Source organism: Blastococcus sp. DSM 46786, from assembly GCF_900109665.1.
Taxonomy (GTDB): Bacteria; Actinomycetota; Actinomycetes; order Mycobacteriales; family Geodermatophilaceae; genus Blastococcus; species Blastococcus carthaginiensis.
Genome location: NZ_FOAO01000020.1, coordinates 16,034 through 31,789, shown reverse-complemented (window position 1 = coordinate 31,789; position 15,756 = coordinate 16,034). Strand labels below are relative to the sequence as shown.

General features: G+C 76.5%; 13 protein-coding genes. 4 read left to right on the top strand and 9 right to left on the bottom strand.

Annotation, left to right across the window (positions count from 1 at the left end; all coding sequences use genetic code 11):
- Positions 1-80 precede the first annotated feature (80 nt).
- Entirely contained in the window at positions 81-1,580 is a 1,500-nt protein-coding gene (locus tag BMW62_RS17260) for a diguanylate cyclase domain-containing protein (RefSeq protein WP_170852444.1), read from the bottom strand.
- A gap of 270 nt (positions 1,581-1,850) precedes the next feature.
- Here BMW62_RS17260 and BMW62_RS17255 point away from each other — a divergent pair, with 270 nt between their 5' ends.
- Positions 1,851-2,912: an MFS transporter gene (locus BMW62_RS17255; protein WP_244524115.1), complete on the top strand. Its 1,062-nt coding sequence runs from the start codon at positions 1,851-1,853 to the stop codon at positions 2,910-2,912.
- On the opposite strand, the gene BMW62_RS17250 is transcribed toward BMW62_RS17255, so the two are convergent.
- The 4 genes from BMW62_RS17250 to BMW62_RS17235 all read right to left on the bottom strand — a co-directional run bounded on the left by BMW62_RS17250 (position 2,805) and on the right by BMW62_RS17235 (position 9,203).
- Entirely contained in the window at positions 2,805-3,539 is a 735-nt protein-coding gene (locus BMW62_RS17250; protein ID WP_211435179.1) for a membrane protein YczE, read from the bottom strand. The genes BMW62_RS17255 and BMW62_RS17250 overlap by 108 nt on opposite strands.
- An 86-nt stretch (positions 3,540-3,625) precedes the next feature.
- Complete coding sequence (larC, locus tag BMW62_RS17245; RefSeq protein ID WP_091933414.1) at positions 3,626-4,831, bottom strand: nickel pincer cofactor biosynthesis protein LarC; 1,206 nt, start codon at positions 4,829-4,831, stop codon at positions 3,626-3,628.
- On the bottom strand, positions 4,828-7,428 hold the full coding sequence (locus BMW62_RS17240; RefSeq protein ID WP_244524114.1) for a diguanylate cyclase domain-containing protein: 2,601 nt from the start codon (positions 7,426-7,428) through the stop codon (positions 4,828-4,830). The genes larC and BMW62_RS17240 overlap by 4 nt, the downstream gene beginning before the upstream one ends.
- A 101-nt stretch (positions 7,429-7,529) precedes the next feature.
- Positions 7,530-9,203: a GGDEF domain-containing protein gene (locus BMW62_RS17235; protein WP_091933408.1), complete on the bottom strand. Its 1,674-nt coding sequence runs from the start codon at positions 9,201-9,203 to the stop codon at positions 7,530-7,532.
- Between the two features lie 107 nt (positions 9,204-9,310).
- On the opposite strand from BMW62_RS17235, the gene pheA reads away from it, so the two are divergent.
- Entirely contained in the window at positions 9,311-10,258 is a 948-nt protein-coding gene (gene pheA / locus BMW62_RS17230) for a prephenate dehydratase (protein ID WP_091933405.1), read from the top strand.
- Positions 10,259-10,318: 60 nt separating this feature from the next.
- Positions 10,319-10,669 carry a hypothetical protein gene (locus BMW62_RS17225; protein ID WP_091933402.1) on the top strand — a complete coding sequence of 117 codons (351 nt, stop codon included), beginning with the start codon at positions 10,319-10,321 and terminating at the stop codon, positions 10,667-10,669.
- A 16-nt stretch (positions 10,670-10,685) separates the two neighbouring features.
- Here the strand turns inward: BMW62_RS17225 and BMW62_RS17220 are convergent, their stop codons facing one another.
- Complete coding sequence (locus BMW62_RS17220; RefSeq protein ID WP_244524113.1) at positions 10,686-12,830, bottom strand: MMPL family transporter; 2,145 nt, start codon at positions 12,828-12,830, stop codon at positions 10,686-10,688.
- Between the two features lie 73 nt (positions 12,831-12,903).
- Between BMW62_RS17220 and BMW62_RS17215 the strand changes: the two genes are divergently transcribed.
- Complete coding sequence (locus tag BMW62_RS17215; protein ID WP_091933397.1) at positions 12,904-13,380, top strand: MarR family winged helix-turn-helix transcriptional regulator; 477 nt, start codon at positions 12,904-12,906, stop codon at positions 13,378-13,380.
- Between the two features lie 96 nt (positions 13,381-13,476).
- Here the strand turns inward: BMW62_RS17215 and BMW62_RS17210 are convergent, their stop codons facing one another.
- The 3 genes from BMW62_RS17210 to BMW62_RS17200 all read right to left on the bottom strand — a co-directional run bounded on the left by BMW62_RS17210 (position 13,477) and on the right by BMW62_RS17200 (position 15,640).
- Positions 13,477-13,806 (bottom strand): GroES family chaperonin, encoded by a 330-nt coding sequence (locus tag BMW62_RS17210; RefSeq protein ID WP_244524112.1) that lies wholly within the window; start codon positions 13,804-13,806, stop codon positions 13,477-13,479.
- 65 nt (positions 13,807-13,871) lie between these two features.
- Positions 13,872-14,219, bottom strand: a complete 348-nt coding sequence (locus tag BMW62_RS17205) for a metallopeptidase family protein (RefSeq protein WP_091933394.1) — start codon at positions 14,217-14,219, stop codon at positions 13,872-13,874.
- Complete coding sequence (locus tag BMW62_RS17200; RefSeq protein WP_091933391.1) at positions 14,216-15,640, bottom strand: GuaB1 family IMP dehydrogenase-related protein; 1,425 nt, start codon at positions 15,638-15,640, stop codon at positions 14,216-14,218. The genes BMW62_RS17205 and BMW62_RS17200 overlap by 4 nt, the downstream gene beginning before the upstream one ends.
- Positions 15,641-15,756: the final 116 nt, after the last annotated feature.

Sequence of the window (15,756 nt, the reverse complement as noted above, 5' to 3'; positions counted from 1 at the left end):
GGCGACCTTCTCGGCGGTCCACGGTAGCGGTCGCAGGTCGGGCGGTCGCCGGTCGCCGGTCGGGCGGTCGGGCGGTCGGGTCAGGGAGCGGGGACGCCGGGGTCGGCGACGGTCCGGGGCGCCGGGACGCGGGCGCCCCGGCGGGCGGCCTTCACCCGGTACATGGCGGCGTCGGAAGCCGCCAGCGCGGAGTCGGGCGTCTCCCCGGGCCCGCACAGCGTCACCCCGATGCTGATGCCGACGGCGTGCTCGTCGCCGTTGGCGCGGCGCAGCGGCGCGTCGAAGGCGGCGGTGATCCGGTCGGCGATGACCTGGGCGGCCCGCTCGGAGCCGGCCTCCGGGCACAGGACGACGAACTCGTCGCCGCCGATCCGCGCGACCGTGTCGCCGGGGCGGATCGCGGCGGCCAGCCGGCGGGCGGCCTCCACGAGCACCTCGTCGCCGGCGGCGTGCCCGGCGGTGTCGTTGACCGGTTTGAACCCGTCGAGGTCGCAGTAGAGCACCGCCATCGGCCGGCGGGCCCGCTCGGCGGCGGCGAGGGTCTGGTCGAGCCGGTCGAGGAGGAGGTTGCGGTTGGGCAGGCCGGTGAGGGGGTCGTGCAGCGCGGCGTCCCGCAGCGCGGCCTCGAGAGCCCGCTGCTCGGTGACGTCGGACAGCGCGACCACCGCACCGAGCAGGCTGCCGTCGGCACCGTGCACCTGCACGCCCGAGCTGGAGAGGAGGCGCAGCGGCTCACCGGGCACCGCGATCCCCAGCTCGGCGTCGTCGACCCGGCCCTCGGCGTAGACCCGCCGGAGCGGCACGTGTTCGGCCGGCAGCGGTACCCCGTCGACGTCGGTGAGCCGGAAGGTGCCCGGGACGTCCTCCGGGTCCACGGCGGGGTCGGCGTCGACGCCGTGCCAGCGGCGGCTGGCGGCGTTGAAGAGCACCACGCGGCCCTCGGCGTCCCCGGCCACCACGCCCACGGGGAGCACCTCGAGCAGCGCCCGGGTGAAGGCGGTGGAGCGGGCCAGCTCCTGGTGCGCACGCGCGGTCTCGGCACGGGCGAGCTGGCTCGCGGCGGCGAGATCGGCGAGCTGGCGGGCCTGCTGCCCGGCCCGGACCAGCGAGGCCACCGCGGTGGCGACGTCGGCCAGCCGCTCGCGCTCGGCGTCGGCGAAGGTGTGCGGCACCACGTCGAAGACGCAGACCGCCGCCACCGTGCGGCCGTCGACGACCACCGGGACCGCGCCGAAGGCCCGCATCCGCGCGCGGCGGCCGTCGACCCACGGGCTGCGGGCCCACCCCGGGTCCCGGGAGAGGTCGTCGCAGGTCTGCACGCCCGGCCCCCGCTCGAGGACCGTCGCCACGATGGAGCCTTCCCGCGGCCAGGCGGCGCCGCGGAAACCGTGCACCGCCAGCACGTGCATGACGGCGGTGTCCATGGTGATCACCGAGGCCCAGGGCATGCCGGTGACCGCGGCGGCCACCCGGACCAGGCCCTGGAGCGCGGGGTCGGCGTCCATGACGGGCAGCCCGGGCTCCGCCTCGCGGGCCTCCGGACGCCCGGGCACCGGCGCGTGCCCGGCCGTGCTCGTCATCTCGTGTCCCTCCGCGGGCGGAACCGGCGCATCCGGCCCGTCCAGTTTCGCAACGGCGCGCCAGGTTCGGCGGTTGAGCCCCGGCGTGTCACTTCCCCCGCACGGGTCACCCGCGGGCCGCTGGTTTCCCGTGGAACCACGGTGCGCGGGCGCCGCGTCCGGTCTACCGTCCCGGTCATGCGCCGACATTGATCCGCACCGCCCCCGCTGCCCCCGGCGGCCAGGCCGCTCGCCCGCCTGGCCATCGGCTGGGCCGCGCTCTCCGAATGGGTGCCGCTGTACCCGTTGTACGCCCTGCTGTTCCTCGACGCCGGGGTGTCCGCCGGCGAGCTGTCGCTGCTGTTCGGCTTCTGGTCGGTCACCGGCCTGCTGGCCGAGGTGCCGGCGGGGCTGCTCGCCGACCGGTGGTCCCGCCGCGGGGTGCTCGTCCTCGCCGGGGTGCTGCAGGCCGCAGCGTTCGCCGTGTGGACGGCGGCCCCCTCGACCGGCGCCTTCGCGGCCGGTTTCGTGCTGTGGGGCCTGGCCGGCGCCGGCACGTCGGGCACCGCGGAGGCCCTCGTGCACGACGGGCTGACGGAGGTGGGCGCGGCGGGGTGCTTCGCCCGGGTGAACGCCGCCATGACCGTCGCCGAGCTGCTCGTGCAGGTGCCTACGGCGCTCGCGGCGACCGCGCTCCACGCCCTCGGCGGCTTCCCGCTGGTGGGGTGGGTCAGCGCCGTCCTCTGCCTGGCCGCCGCCGGGCTGGCGCTGCGGTTCCCCGAGGCGGCTGTCGACGGCGGGGACGACGAGGAACCGTCCCCGGGCCCGGGCGCCGCGCTGCGCCGTCCCGCGCTGCTGGCCGCCGTCGTGGCCGTCGCGCTGGTCGGCGGGCTGGACGGGATGGAGGAGTACTTCCCGGTGCTGGTGGCCGAGCGCGGTGTGCCCGCTCTCGCGGTGCCCACCGCGGTGCTGGTCGTCTCGCTCGCCGGGGCCGCCGGCGCCGCGCTGGGCGGCCGGCTGGTGCGGCCCCCGGGCCGGCTCCTGGGTGCGCTGCTCGTGGCCGCGGGCGCGGGGCTGCTGCTCGCCGCGGCGACCGCCGGCCTGCTGGTGGTCGCCGCGCTCGGGGTGGCCTACGGCGTGTACCTGGCGGTGCTGGTGGCCGCGGAGGCCGAGCTGCAGCGGCGGATCAGCGGCCCGTACCGCGCCACGATCACCTCGGTGGCCGGGGTCGGGGTGGAGCTGTCGTCACTGCTGGTCTTCGCGGCATGGGCCGGCGGCGGCAGCGGGGCGGTCGCGCTGCTCGTGCTCGCCGTCGCCCCCGCCGTGGCCGTCGGGCTGCGTCGCCGGGACTGATCCGGCCAGCGGCAGCGACAGCCGCGGCAGCAGCACCTGCACCAGCGGGCCGATGGCCAGCGCGTAGACCACGGTGCCGACGCCCAGGGTGCCACCGAGCAGCCATCCCGTCGCGACGACGCCGATCTCCACCGAGGTCCGCACCAGCCGCACCGACCGCCCGGTGCGCAGCACCAGGCCGGTCATCAGGCCGTCGCGGGGCCCGGGGCCGAGGTGGACGCCGATGTAGGCGGCCGTGGCGACGGCGTTGAGCAGGACGCCGGCGACCAGGAACCCCGCCCGTGCCGCCGGCGCCGTCGGTGCGGGCAGGACGGCGAGCGTGGCGTCCACGGCCAGACCGATCACGAGGACGTTGCTGACCGTGCCCAGCCCGGGGCGCTGTCGCAGCGGGATCCACGCCAGCAGCACCAGCGCCCCCACCGCGATGGTGACCGCGCCCAGCGACCACCCGAGCCGGCCCGCCAGCCCCTGGTGCAGCACGTCCCAGGGCATCACGCCCAGCGCCGAGCGGACCAGCAGCGCCATCGAGGCGCCGTAGAGGGCCAGCCCCGCGTAGAGCTGCAGCAGCCGCCTGGGCGTGCCGCCGACGGTGGCGGGCGCGCCGGCGAGCAGGAAGCGGTCGATCACCGGGTGATCCTCACCCGGTCACGGCCGGCCGTCTGCAGGCCAATCGCGCAGGTGGCCTGGTGCCGTGGACGACCCTGTCGAGGGGGTCAGCCCCAGAGCGGTGGGACCTCGGCCCGCGGCCCTACCGGGTGGGCCGCCTCCGCGGCGGACGTGGCGGCCCGCAGCACCTCCTTGACCGGCAGGTCGCGGGTGCCGGCCAGGGCGGCGACGTCCTCGTACTCGACGCTCACGTTCACCACCCGCCCGCCGGAGACGGCGAGCTTCACGCCGACCGGGGCGCCGAGCACCTCCACCGTGTCGTGCACCCGCTCGAGGGCGACCTTCCCGACCTCCACCACCCGCAGCCCGATGGTCGACGTCGTCGCGAAGACGGCGACCTGCACGGCGGGCACCACCTCGGGCCGGCAGAGCACCGAGAGGGTGTGCGCCGGGCGGCCCTTCTTCATCAGGATCGGGGTGAGCCAGGCGTCGGACGCGCCCGCGGCGAGGAGGCCGTCGAGGACGCCCGGCCACAGGCGCGGGTCGAGGTCGTCGACGTTGGCCTCCAGCACCACCGGGCGGACCGGCGCGGGCTCGGCGGCCTCGCCCAGCACCAGCCGGACGACGTTGGGCAGCTCCGCCGGGTCACGGCCGCCGGCGCCCACGCCCACCCGCACGACACGGAGGGCGGGCAGCGTCGTCCACTCGTCCACCCGGGCGGCGAGCAGGGCGGCGCCGGTGGGCGTGCACATCTCCGCGGGTACCGCCCCCGCGTGCACCGGGACCCCGGCCAGCAGTTCCAGCACCGCCGGGCCCGGGATCGGGACGACGCCGTGCGCACCGCGGGCCGAGCCGCTGCCCAGCGCGACGGGTGAGGCGGTCAGCCGGGACAGCGCCAGGTGCTCCAGGGCGGCGACCACGCCGACGACGTCGGCCAGGGCGTCCAGCGCGCCGACCTCGTGGAAGTGCACCTGCGCCGGGTCGACGCGGTGCACCCGGCCCTCCGCGACGGCCAGCCGCTCGAACACGGCGAGCGCGCCGTCGCGCACCCGTGGCGGCAGCGCCGAGGAGTGCAGCAGCGCCTGGACGTCGGCCCAGGTGCGCAGGACGTCCGACGGCGGGGCGTGCACGTGCACGCGGGTGGCACCGAGGCCGTGGCGGGTCACCTGCTCGGTGGTCAGCCGCACCGGCTCGACCGGCAGCGCGGCCACCGCCCCGGCCGGCACGTCGAGCGGGACGCCGGCGTCGACCAGGGCGCCCAGCAGCATGTCGCCCGACGCCCCGGCCGCCAGGTCCAGCCACCCGGTGGTCATGGCGACGTCCGTGCGCTCCTCCGGGCGACGCGGGCGGCGAAGATGCCGGCGGAGCAGCCGTCGTCGACCGCGGTGACGACGACGCCGGAGCCGGCCGGGTGGAGCATCGAGACCAGCGCCCCCAGGCCACCCAGCCCGCCGGGGTGCGCGGCCGACGTCGGCACCGCGACCACCGGCACGTCGGTGCGCGCGGCGATCCCGGGCACCTGCGCGGCGTCGGCGCCCGCGACGACCACCAGGCAGTCGGTGTCCTCCGGGAGCGGGCCGTCGTCGATCAGCACGACCTCCGTGCCGGCGACCCGCGCCACGAAGGCGGCCTCGGCGGCGACGACGGCGTCCGCACCGTCGGCGCGCAGCACGGTGGTGCGGCCGGCCGGCCGGGGCAGCGGACCGACGGCGGCGGCCAGCGCGGCGCCGTCCATCGTGGTGCCGGAGCCGTGCTCGGTGGCCAGCGCCACCAGCGTCTCGGGGGACGCGCGGACGACGAGCACCGCACGGTCGGGGGTGTCGCGGCGGGCCTCCCGCACCAGGGCGAGCACCTGCGCGGTGCTGCGGCCCGCGGCCCGGACCACCGCCGGGCCGACCTCCCCGGCGGGGCGGCGCACCGTCGCGGACGGCACGAGCAGCGGCTCGCCCGGGCGGGCGCGGCCCAGCGGGGGGTGGGGGTCGCCCAACAGCGCGGCGAAGCCGGCGGCCTCCTCGCGGACGGCGGCGGCGGCGCGGGCGGCGTCGTCGGCCGGGGCCTCCGGTGCAGGGGTCTCGGGGGCGGGGGTCTCGGGGGCGGGTGCCGGGGCGGCGCCGTCGGCGGCCCGGGTCTGGGTGAGCGCGGAGAGCCGCACCACGCGGTCGCGGCCGCTGCGCTTGGCGTCGTAGAGCACCCCGTCGGCCGCGGCGAACAGGGTCTTCCGGTCGTCGCCCCGGGTGGCCGAGGCGATGCCGGCGCTGATGGTCACCGGGACGTCGAGGCCGAGGTCCACCCACGGGTAGCGGGCGACCGAGGCACGGATGCGCTCCAGCGCCCGCTCGGCCTGCTCCGCGGTGGTCTCGGGCAGCAGGATGACGAACTCGTCGCCGGCCCAGCGGCACACCTCGTCGGTGTCGCGCACGCCGGCGACCAGCAGTTCGCCGATGGTGCGCAGCACGGCGTCCCCGGCCGGGTGCCCGGCGGTGTCGTTGATCGTCTTGAAGTTGTCGACGTCGACCACGGCCAGCGCCGGCACGTCGCCGGCGGCCAGCAGCCCGTCGAGGCGAGCCTCGGCGTAGCGCCGGTTGGGCAGGTGGGTGAGCGGGTCCTCGTAGGCCTGCCGGCGCAGCTGCCCGGCGGCGCGCTCGGTCTCCAGCAGGCTCTTGCGCCGGCCGAAGAGCTCCACCCAGCGGGTGCGCCGCTCGTCGACGCGGTCCAGCTCGTCGGCGAGGTAGGCCTGCAGGTAGGGGAGCGCGCGGCCCGCGTCGTCGAGGTCGGCGTGCAGGGTGCAGAGCTCGCGCAGCGCGGCGCGGCGCACCCGGGGCAGGCCGTGCTCGGTGGCCAGCGTGAGCGCGGCGACCAGGTGCTCGTCGGCCGCGCGCCCCTCGCCCTGGCGGCGCAGCGCGCGGCCCAGGGCCAGCTCGGCCGAGGCCATGCGATCGCGGTCGGCGGTGGCGGTGGACAGCCGCACGGCGGCGCGCAGCGGCCCGGCCGCCGCCGCCTGCTCGCCCATGCCGACCAGGGCCCACCCGTGCACGATCTGCGCCGGCACGACGCCGGACGACTCCGGCGGCAGCTGCACGAGCGCCTGCTCGGCCAGCGCGCGGGCCTCGGCGAAGTAGGGCGCGGCGGACTCGGGGGCGCCGTCGTCGAGGAGGCCCTCGCCGAGCTCGGCGCACAGCTCGCCGAGCCGGGTGGCGGCGACGGCGACGAGCACGTCCGGGTCGGGATCCGCCACGGCAGGGTCGGCGGCGACGGCCTGAGCGGCCTCCAGCGCGCGCCGCTGGTAGTCCAGCGCCAGCGGCATCAGCTCGAGGTCGGCGAGCACCCCGGCCAGCGTGCCGAGGGTGTCGACCAGCAGCGGGCTCGGGGTCAGCCCCGGGTCGAGCAGGCTCGCGGCCTCCACGGCCTCGTCCATCGCGGCGTCGATGCGCCGCGAGAGCAGCTCGATGCGGGCGTGCCGGGCCAGGCCGGCGGCCCGCTGCAGGGCGTCGTCGGAGGCGTCGAACGCGGCCTTCGCCGAGCGCACCAGCGCGATGGCCAGCGCCGCGCGGGAGGCCTGCTCCGAGCGCGGGTCGGCGTCCGGGCCGTCGGGGGAGCCCTCGGTGGCGCCGTCGATCAGCCCGGCGACACCGGCGTGCAGGTCGAGGGCCGGCTCGGCGGGGGAGACGGGGTCGCCGACGAGCGTGAACCCGGCGACGCGCAGCCGGCGCACCAGCAGCTCGGCGCGCAGGGTGTCGGCCCAGGCGCGGCCCAGCGACACGGGGGTGCCCTCGGGCGCGTCGGCGGCCGGGGTGGCGGCGACGTAGGGCGACGGGTCCCGCTCGACCCCGGCGAGCAGCTGCTCGGCGTCGTCGAGCTGCCAGTTGCTGAGGGCGGCGGTCACCCGGTGGTGCAGGGCTCCCGGTGGCACGAGCGCACTGTGCATGTCGTCACCGACAGTGTCGAGGACGTCACGGGAAACGCGCCGTCCGCCGTCCGCCGCGTCCCTCCCGCCCCACGCGTGCAGGGTGGTCACGCGCTCGTCCCGCGGTCGGCCGGCGCCTCGGTGGGCCCGTGCGCGCGCACCCGGTTGCGGCCCAGGCGCTTGGCGGAGAAGAGGTGCAGGTCGGCGGTGTCGAACAGCGAACGCCAGCCGGCGACCGGGCTCGGCTGGCCCGCGGTCGCCGCCGGCGCCGTCGCCACGCCGATGCTGACCGTCACCGGCGTCGAGAGCTGCAGGTCCCCCCAGTCGGCCTCGGCGACGGCCGACCGCAGCCGCTCCATGACCACCACCGCCTGCCCCTCGGTGGCCGTGGGCAGCACCACGAGGAACTCGTCACCGGCCCAGCGGTAGACCTCGTCGCCGGTGCGGCTGTGCTCGCGCAGCAGGTCGGCGACCCGGCGCAGCACGGCGTCGCCGTGGGTGTGCGAGGTGTCGTCGTTGACCTCCTTGAACCGGTCGACGTCGACGACGGCCAGCGACAGCGGCTCCTCGCCCAGCCGGATCGCACCCAGCCGGCGCTCGGCGCTGCGCCGGTTGCCCAGCCCGGTCAGCGGGTCCTCCAGCGCGTGCCGGCGCAGCACCGCCTCCTGCCGCTCGGCCTCGCGCAGCCGGCTGCGGCGGACGAACATCTCCGCCCACAGCTCACGGCTGCGGGCGTGCGCCCGGCCGGTGTCGGCGCGGTAGGCCTCCAGCCAGTGCAGGGCCTCGGCGGGCCGGCCCAGGTCGGCGTTGCCCTGCCCCAGCTCCAGGAGGCTCTGCCGGTAGCGGCGGCGGTCACCGGCGGCGGCGAACGCCCCCGACGCGTCGACCAGCAGGTCGATGGCCTCCTCGCCGGTGGCGGCGCGGCCGTCGCGGGCGGACAGCGCCGACAGCACCCGGGCGAGCGCGAGGTCGGTGTACCCGCGCAGCCAGAGCCCGCCGTCCCGCTGCAGCGCCCGCCGCACCCGCCGCAGCGGGCCCACGGCGGCGTCCGGGTCGCCGCTGCACATGAGCGCCCAGGCCTGCACGACGTCGAGCAGGTCGGCGTCGGCCTGCTCGGGCGACCAGTCCAGCGCGCGCGCCGCGATGGCGCAGGCGATCGCCTCGCCGGCCAGCTCGGCGGCGCGCTCGGCCTCCCCGCGGCGGCGCATCGTCTGGGCGAGCTCGACGTGCTGGCGGGCGGCCAGGAGCAGCAGCGACCCGCGGTCACCGACGTCGGGCAGCGCGGCGGCCACCTGGTGCCCGCGGACCGCGTGGTGGACGGCGAGCTCCTCCAGGTCCAGGCCCGAGAGCGTCATCGACAGCCAGCGGTGCGCCTGCAGCAGCGCGCGCGAGGGCGGCACCGACGGCCCGTCGGTGAGCAGGCTGGCGTCGACGGCGAGCAGCATCGCCGAGTCGAGGTGGTCGGCGGTCGTCTCGACGTGCGCCAGGTAGGCCAGGAGCAGCGCCGTCCCGGCCGACGCCGGGCAGGCGCCGAGCTGCTCGCGGGCCGCCGCGATCGCGGCCGCCGCGGCGGCGACGTCGCCGTCGACCAGGGCGCGCCGGGCGCCGAACGCGTGCCGCCAGGCCTGCCAGGACGGCGGGCAGGCGTCGGGGAAGGTGTCGGCCGCCTGGTCGACGAGGGCCAGGAAGGGGGCGTGGTCCTCACGGTCGCTGGCGTCGAGCAGCCGCCACAGGGCGCTCTGCAGGTCGCCGGGGGCGACGTGGGACGGTCCGGGGGTCACGCATCCCTCCCTCCGCGGTGGGGCCCCGGAGGGCCGGTGGTGCCGGTCGCCGGCACCCCTACCCGGGCCGGGCGACCGCGTCGTCCCCTGCGCACTACCCTCGTCGGATGCCCGGGATGCCACCCAGTCCGTCGTCGCCGCGGTTCGCCTACCTGGGGCCCGAGGGTACCTTCGCCGAGGCGGCCCTGAGCAGGGCGATCGCCACTGCCGGGGGACGGCGGGACCCCCAGCCGAGTGTCGCCGCGGCGCTGGCCGCCGTCCGTTCGGGGGACGCCGACACCGCCCTCGTGCCGCTGGAGAACTCCGTCGAGGGCTCGGTGCCGGCCACCATGGACGGGCTGGCCGACGGCGACCCGCTGGTGATCACCCGCGAGGTCTACCTGGACGTGGCCTTCGTGCTCGCCGTCCGCCCCGGCACGGCGCCGGCCGCCGTGCGGTCGGTGGCCAGCCACCCGCACGCCCTCGCCCAGACGAGCGGGCGGCTGGCCGAGCTGCTGCCGGGGCTCAGCCCGCTGCCCTCCGCCTCGACGGCCGCGGCCGCGGCGGCGGTGGCCGCGGGGGAGGTGGACGCCGCCGTCTGCGCGGCGATCGCGGCCGAGCGGTACGGCCTCGACACGCTGGCCGACGACGTCGCCGACCACCCGGGCGCCGTGACCCGGTTCGTCCTCGTGAGCCGCCCCGGCCCGTTGCCCGCGCCCACGGGCAACGACAAGACGTCGCTGGTCGCGATCGTCGGCGACCGCACCGGCGCGTTGCTGGAGCTGCTGCGGGAGTTCGCCGTCCGCGGCATCTCCCTGACCCGCATCGAGTCCCGGCCGACCCGGGAGCGCCACTGGTTCTACTCCTTCTCCATGGACTGCGAGGGGCACGTCGCGGACTCCCGGGTGGGGGAGGCGCTGGCCGCACTGCACCGGGTGTGCGACGACGTCCGCTTCCTCGGCTCCTACGCCCGCGCCGACGGGCGGGAGAACCGGGCGGTGCCGCCGGAGTCGTCCGACGACGCGTTCGTCGAGGCGGGGCAGTGGCTGGCCGGGGTGCGCGCCGGCGAGATCTGAGCCGCGGCTCGCCGCTGCGCGCGGCCACGCAGGGGATCCTCGCCGCTACGCTCCGGCGCCGTGACCGTCTGGACCCCGCCCGTCCCGCTGCCGTCGGCCGACCCGGCGGTGCGGCGTCGCGCCGCGGTCGAGCTGGGCGTGCTGGAGGGGCTCTACGTGCTCTTCCTGCTCCCGTGGTTCATGGTGGCCATCGGCGGCGTCATGGCCGCGGGCAGCGCGGGCACCGCGCTCGCGGCGCTGCTGATCTACGCCTGGTTCGGCTACCCGTTCGTGGCCGTGGGGACGACGGTCACCGCCTGGGTGCTCTTCGGCACCCGCCACGAGGCCGCGGCCCGCTGGGTGAACCGGGTGCCGCTGCTCTGGGTGGTCGTCGGCGGCGCCGTGCTCACCTGGATCTTCACCGCCGGCTGAGCCGGCGCCCCGCGGATCACCTCGCCGATGCGCCGGTGAGCTCGCGGTCGGGCGCGGCCGGCTCGGTGGGGCCCTGCGCCAGCTCCCCGGGCCACCAGACCCTGTCGCCGATCAGGTGGACCGCCGACGGCACGAGCAGCGTCCGCACGACGAAGGTGTCGAGCAGGACGCCGAAGCCGACGAGGAAGCCGAGCTGGACGAGGATCACCAGCGGCAGCACGGTGAGCGCGCCGAAGGTGGCCGCCAGCACGAGCCCCGCGCTGGTGATCACCCCGCCGGTGACCGCCAGCGACCGCAGCACGCCGTCCCGCGCCCCGTGCCGGATCGACTCCTCCCGGGCCCGGGTCATGAGGAAGATGTTGTAGTCGATCCCCAGCGCGACGAGGAACACGAACCCGATGAGCAGCACCTGCGGGTCGCTGCCCGGGAACCGGAACAGGTGGTCGAACACCAGGGCGCTGACGCCCACCGTCGCCGCCGTGCTCAGCGCGACAGTGACGACGAGCAGCAGCGGGGCCACGATCGCGCGCAGCAGCAAGGCCAGCACGACCGTGATCACCAGCAGCACCAGCGGCACGATCACCGCCAGGTCGCGGGCGGCGGTCTCCTGGGTGTCCAGGTCCTGGGCGGTCGAGCCGCCGACGAGGGCATCGGGGTCGACGTCGCTCACGACCGTCCGCAGTTCGGCGACGGTGTCCTGCGCGGCCTCGCTGTCGGGGGCGTCGGCCAGCGTGGCGTCGATCCGGACCAGTCCGTCCACCTCGACCGGCTCGGCGCTCCCGGCCCCGGGCGGCCTGCTCTGCTCGCCGGTGAACGGCGCCACCCCGGCGACGCCGTCGACCTGCGCGGCGGCGTCGGCGACGTCCTGCCAGCCGTCGGCCGGCGTGATGATCACCGCGGGGCTGGCGGAGCCGGCCTCGTAGTGCCGGGCCAGCGCCTCCTGCCCGGCGCCGGACTCCGAGCCGCCGCGCACCGCCTCGGACAGCGGGATGCCGTCGGCGTCGAAGGTCGGGAGGAAGAGCGCCATGACGACGAGGAGGGCGCCGCTGCCGACGAGGTACCGGCCGGGACGGCGTCCGACCGAGGACGACACGCGCTCCCAGCCCTGCCCGTGCGCCTGCTCCTCGCCGTACCTCGGCCGGAAGGGCCAGAACGCCGCGCGGCCGAGCAGCACCAGCACGGCCGGGAGGAAGGTGAGAGCGGCGAGCATGGCGAAGGCGATGCAGACGGCGGAGATCGGGCCGAGCGCCCGGTTGGAGCCCAGGTCGGAGAAGAGCAGGCAGAGGACGCCGAGGATGACCGTCCCGCCGGAGGCGAGGATCGGCTCCCACGACTGCCGGAGCGCCACCCGCATCGCGGCGACGGGCGACCGCTCGCGGCGCAGCTCCTCGCGGTAACGGGCGACCAGCAGCAGGCCGTAGTCGGTGGCCGCACCCACGACCAGGATCGAGGCGATGCCCTGGCTCTGGCCGTTCACCGTGATCCAGCCCTGGTCGGCCAGGACGTAGGCCACCGCGAGCGAGACGACCAGCGCCAGGCCGGCGGTGCCGATGACCAGCAACGGCAGCAGGGGGCTGCGGTAGACGACCAGCAGGATCAGCAGGACGACGCCGAACGCCGCGAGCAGCAGCAGCCCGTCGATGCCGGCGAAGCCCTCGGCGAAGTCGGAGAAGATCGCGCCGGGGCCGGTGACGTACGCGGTCGTGCCGTCGATGCCGGGGATGGCCCGCAGCTCGCCGATGACCTCGGGGAGCGCCTCGCCGAGGTCCGGGTCGACGGGCAGGACCGCCTGCACCGCCTCGCCGTCCTCCGAGGGGATCGGCGGTGACGGCTGCCCCGCCAGGGCGCCGGCCTCCTCGGCGACGGCGGCCGCCTGCTCGACCCGCTGCTCCGCCTCGGCCAGCGCGGCCCGGTCCAGGGCGCCGTCCTCGCTCTCCCAGAGCAGCACCACCGGCAGCGTGCGCTCGGTGCGGAACTGCTGCTGCAGCTCGGTGACCCGCGTCGATTCCGCGCTGTCGGGCAGGAAGGCGGCGGAGTCGTTCTCGGAGACCTCGGCCAGCTTGCCGCTGAGCGAGCCGAGCGGGCCGGCCAGCCCCAGCCACAGCAGGGCGACGACGGCGGGGAGGATCCAGCGGAGGGTGGAGCTGCGGCGCGGCATCATGTTCCTTGACGGTCGATCATCTCGATGATCGAGATATTAGTGCGGACGGGTGCCGCGCGCGAACGGAGGTGCGGTGGGCGAGGACGTCTTTCCCGCGCGGCAGGAGCTGGCACTGCTCCTCCGCCGGCTGACCGTGGAGCTGGATGCGGTCGGGCAGCGCTTCGCCGGGTTGCACGGGCTGGGGCGCACCGACGTCCGGGCGCTGGTCGCGGTCATGGACGCCGCCCGCCGCGGGGAGGCGCTGACCGCCGGGCGGCTGGGTGCGGCGGTGGAGCTCAGCTCGGCCTCGGTGACCGCGCTGGTCGACCGCATGGAGCGCGCCGGGCACCTGCGCCGGGTGCGGGACAGCGAGGACCGCCGCCGGGTGACGCTGCAGATGTCCCCCGAGTCGATGGCCGCGGGGGCGGAGTTCTTTGGCGGGCTGCAGCGCGACCTGCTCGCCGCCATGGAGGGGTTCTCGGACGACGAGCTCGCCGTCGTCCGCCGGTTCCTGACCGGGATGACCGAGGTGATCGAGACCCACGCCCGGGCGGAGGGCGAGCCCCGCTGACCGGTCCCTGAAGCGACCGACGATGGGCGCTGATGCGCAGTTCGCCGCCCGGAAGTGGCACATCGGCGCCCACTGTCGGTGCTGCCGCCGCCGGGTCTACAGGTAGAGGCCGGTGGACTCCTCGATGCGCTCGGCGGCGACGGCGTGCACGTCCCGCTCGCGCAGGATGACCAGGTCCTCGCCGTGCACCTCGACCTCGTGCTGGTCCTCGGGGGAGAAGAGCACCTGGTCGCCGACCTTCACCTGCCGCACGCTGGGCCCGACGCCCTTGGCCTCGCCCCAGACCAGCCGCTTCGCCACCTGGGCGGTCGCGGGGATGAGGATGCCGCCGGTCGAGCGCCGTTCGCCGTCCTCCCGGCGCAGCGACACCAGGACGCGGTCGTGCAGCATCTTGATGGGCAGCCGGCCGGCGCTGTTCTCGGGCACGTTCGCCAACGCTACTTGCCCCCTGCGCAGAGGCCCGCCGCGAGCGGTGGAGGGCGAGGGGGTCTTCACCCCCACCCGAGCTCGTGGAGGCGGTCCTCCTCGATGCCGAAGTGGTGCGCGATCTCGTGGACGACGGTGATCGTGACCTCGTCGACCACGTCGTCCTCGGTCTCGCAGATGTCGCAGATCGCCTCGCGGTAGATCATGATCCGGTCCGGCAGCGCCCCGCCGTAGTCCCACCCGCGCTCCGTGAGCGCGTAGCCCTCGTAGAGCCCGAGCAGCTCGGGCTCGTCGGCGTTCCGGTCCTCGACCAGGACGACGACGTTGTCCAGCAGCGCCATCAGCTCGGCGGGCACCTGGTCCAGCGCGTCGGCGACCAGCTCCTCGAACTGCCGGAGCGGGAGCGCGTTCACCAGGAGGTCGGCAGCGGCCGGCCCTCCTCGTAGCCCGCCGAGCTCTGCACCCCCAGCACCGCCCGCTCGTGCAGCTCGTCGACGGTGCGCGCGCCCGCGTAGGTGCAGGACGAGCGCACGCCGGCCACGATCTGGTCGATCAGGTCCTCGACGCCGGGGCGCTGCGGGTCCAGGTACATGCGGGAGGAGGAGATGCCCTCCTCGAACAGGCCGGCCCGCGCCCGCTCGAACCCGGTCTGGGTCGCCGTCCGGGCCTTGACCGCGCGGGCCGAGGCCATGCCGAAGGACTCCTTGTACAGCCGGCCGCCGTCGTCGTGGACGTCGCCGGCGCTCTCGAAGGTGCCGGCGAACCACGAGCCGACCATCACGTTCGCCGCGCCGGCGGCCAGCGCGAGCGCGATGTCGCGGGGGTGCCGCACGCCGCCGTCGGCCCACACGTGCTTGCCGAGCGACCGGGCCTCGGCGGCACACTCCTCGACGGCGGAGAACTGCGGCCGGCCGACGCCGGTCATCATGCGGGTGGTGCACATGGCGCCGGGGCCGACGCCGACCTTGACGACGTCGGCACCGGCCTCGATCAGGTCGCGGGTGCCCTGCGCCGTCACCACGTTGCCGGCGACGACCGGCACGGCGCCAGCGACCGAGCGGGCCGCGCGGACCGCCTCGATCGCCTTCTCCTGGTGCCCGTGCGCGGTGTCGACGACCAGCACGTCCACCCCGGCGGCGAGCAGGGCGCCGGCCTTGCCCGCGACGTCGCCGTTGATGCCGACGGCAGCCGAGGTGAGCAGGTGGCCCTGGGCGTTCACCGCCGGTGTGTACAGCGAGGAGCGCAGGGCGCCCTTGCGGGTGATCACGCCGACCAGGCGGTCGCCCTCGACCACGGGGGCGGCGCTCACCCGCTCGCCGGAGAGCACGTCGAAGATCTTGGTGAGGTCGGTGCCGGCCGGGATGGTCAGCGGCTCGCGGGTCATCACCTCGGAGAGCTGGGTGAACCGGTCGACGCCCTGGCACTGCCCGTCGGTGACGACGCCGACCGGGGAGCCGTCCTCCACGACGACGACGATGCCGTGCGCACGCTTGGTCAGCAGCGACAGCGCCTCGCCCACCGTCGAGGTGGGGGAGAGGGTGATCGGGGTGTCGTAGACCGGGTGCCGGGTCTTGACCCAGGAGACGACCTCGGCGACGACGTCGACCGGGATGTCCTGCGGCAGGACGGCGAGACCGCCGCGGCGGGCCACGGTCTCGGCCATGCGCCGGCCGGAGATCGCCGTCATGTTCGCGACGACGATCGGGATGGTGGTGCCCACGCCGTCGGGCGTGCGCAGGTCGACCTCCAGCCGCGACCCGACGGTCGAGTGCGCCGGCACCATGAAGACGTCGGAGTAGGTCAGGTCGTGCGAGGGCCGCTGCAGGAAGCGCATGCTGCCAGTGTCTCGCATGACGCGCTGGCGTCGCTCCCCCTCAGGAGGAGCGGGCATGGATTGTCAGCGGGTGCGAATGAGTACAAGCCAACACGGACGCGCCCGCTGTATCACTT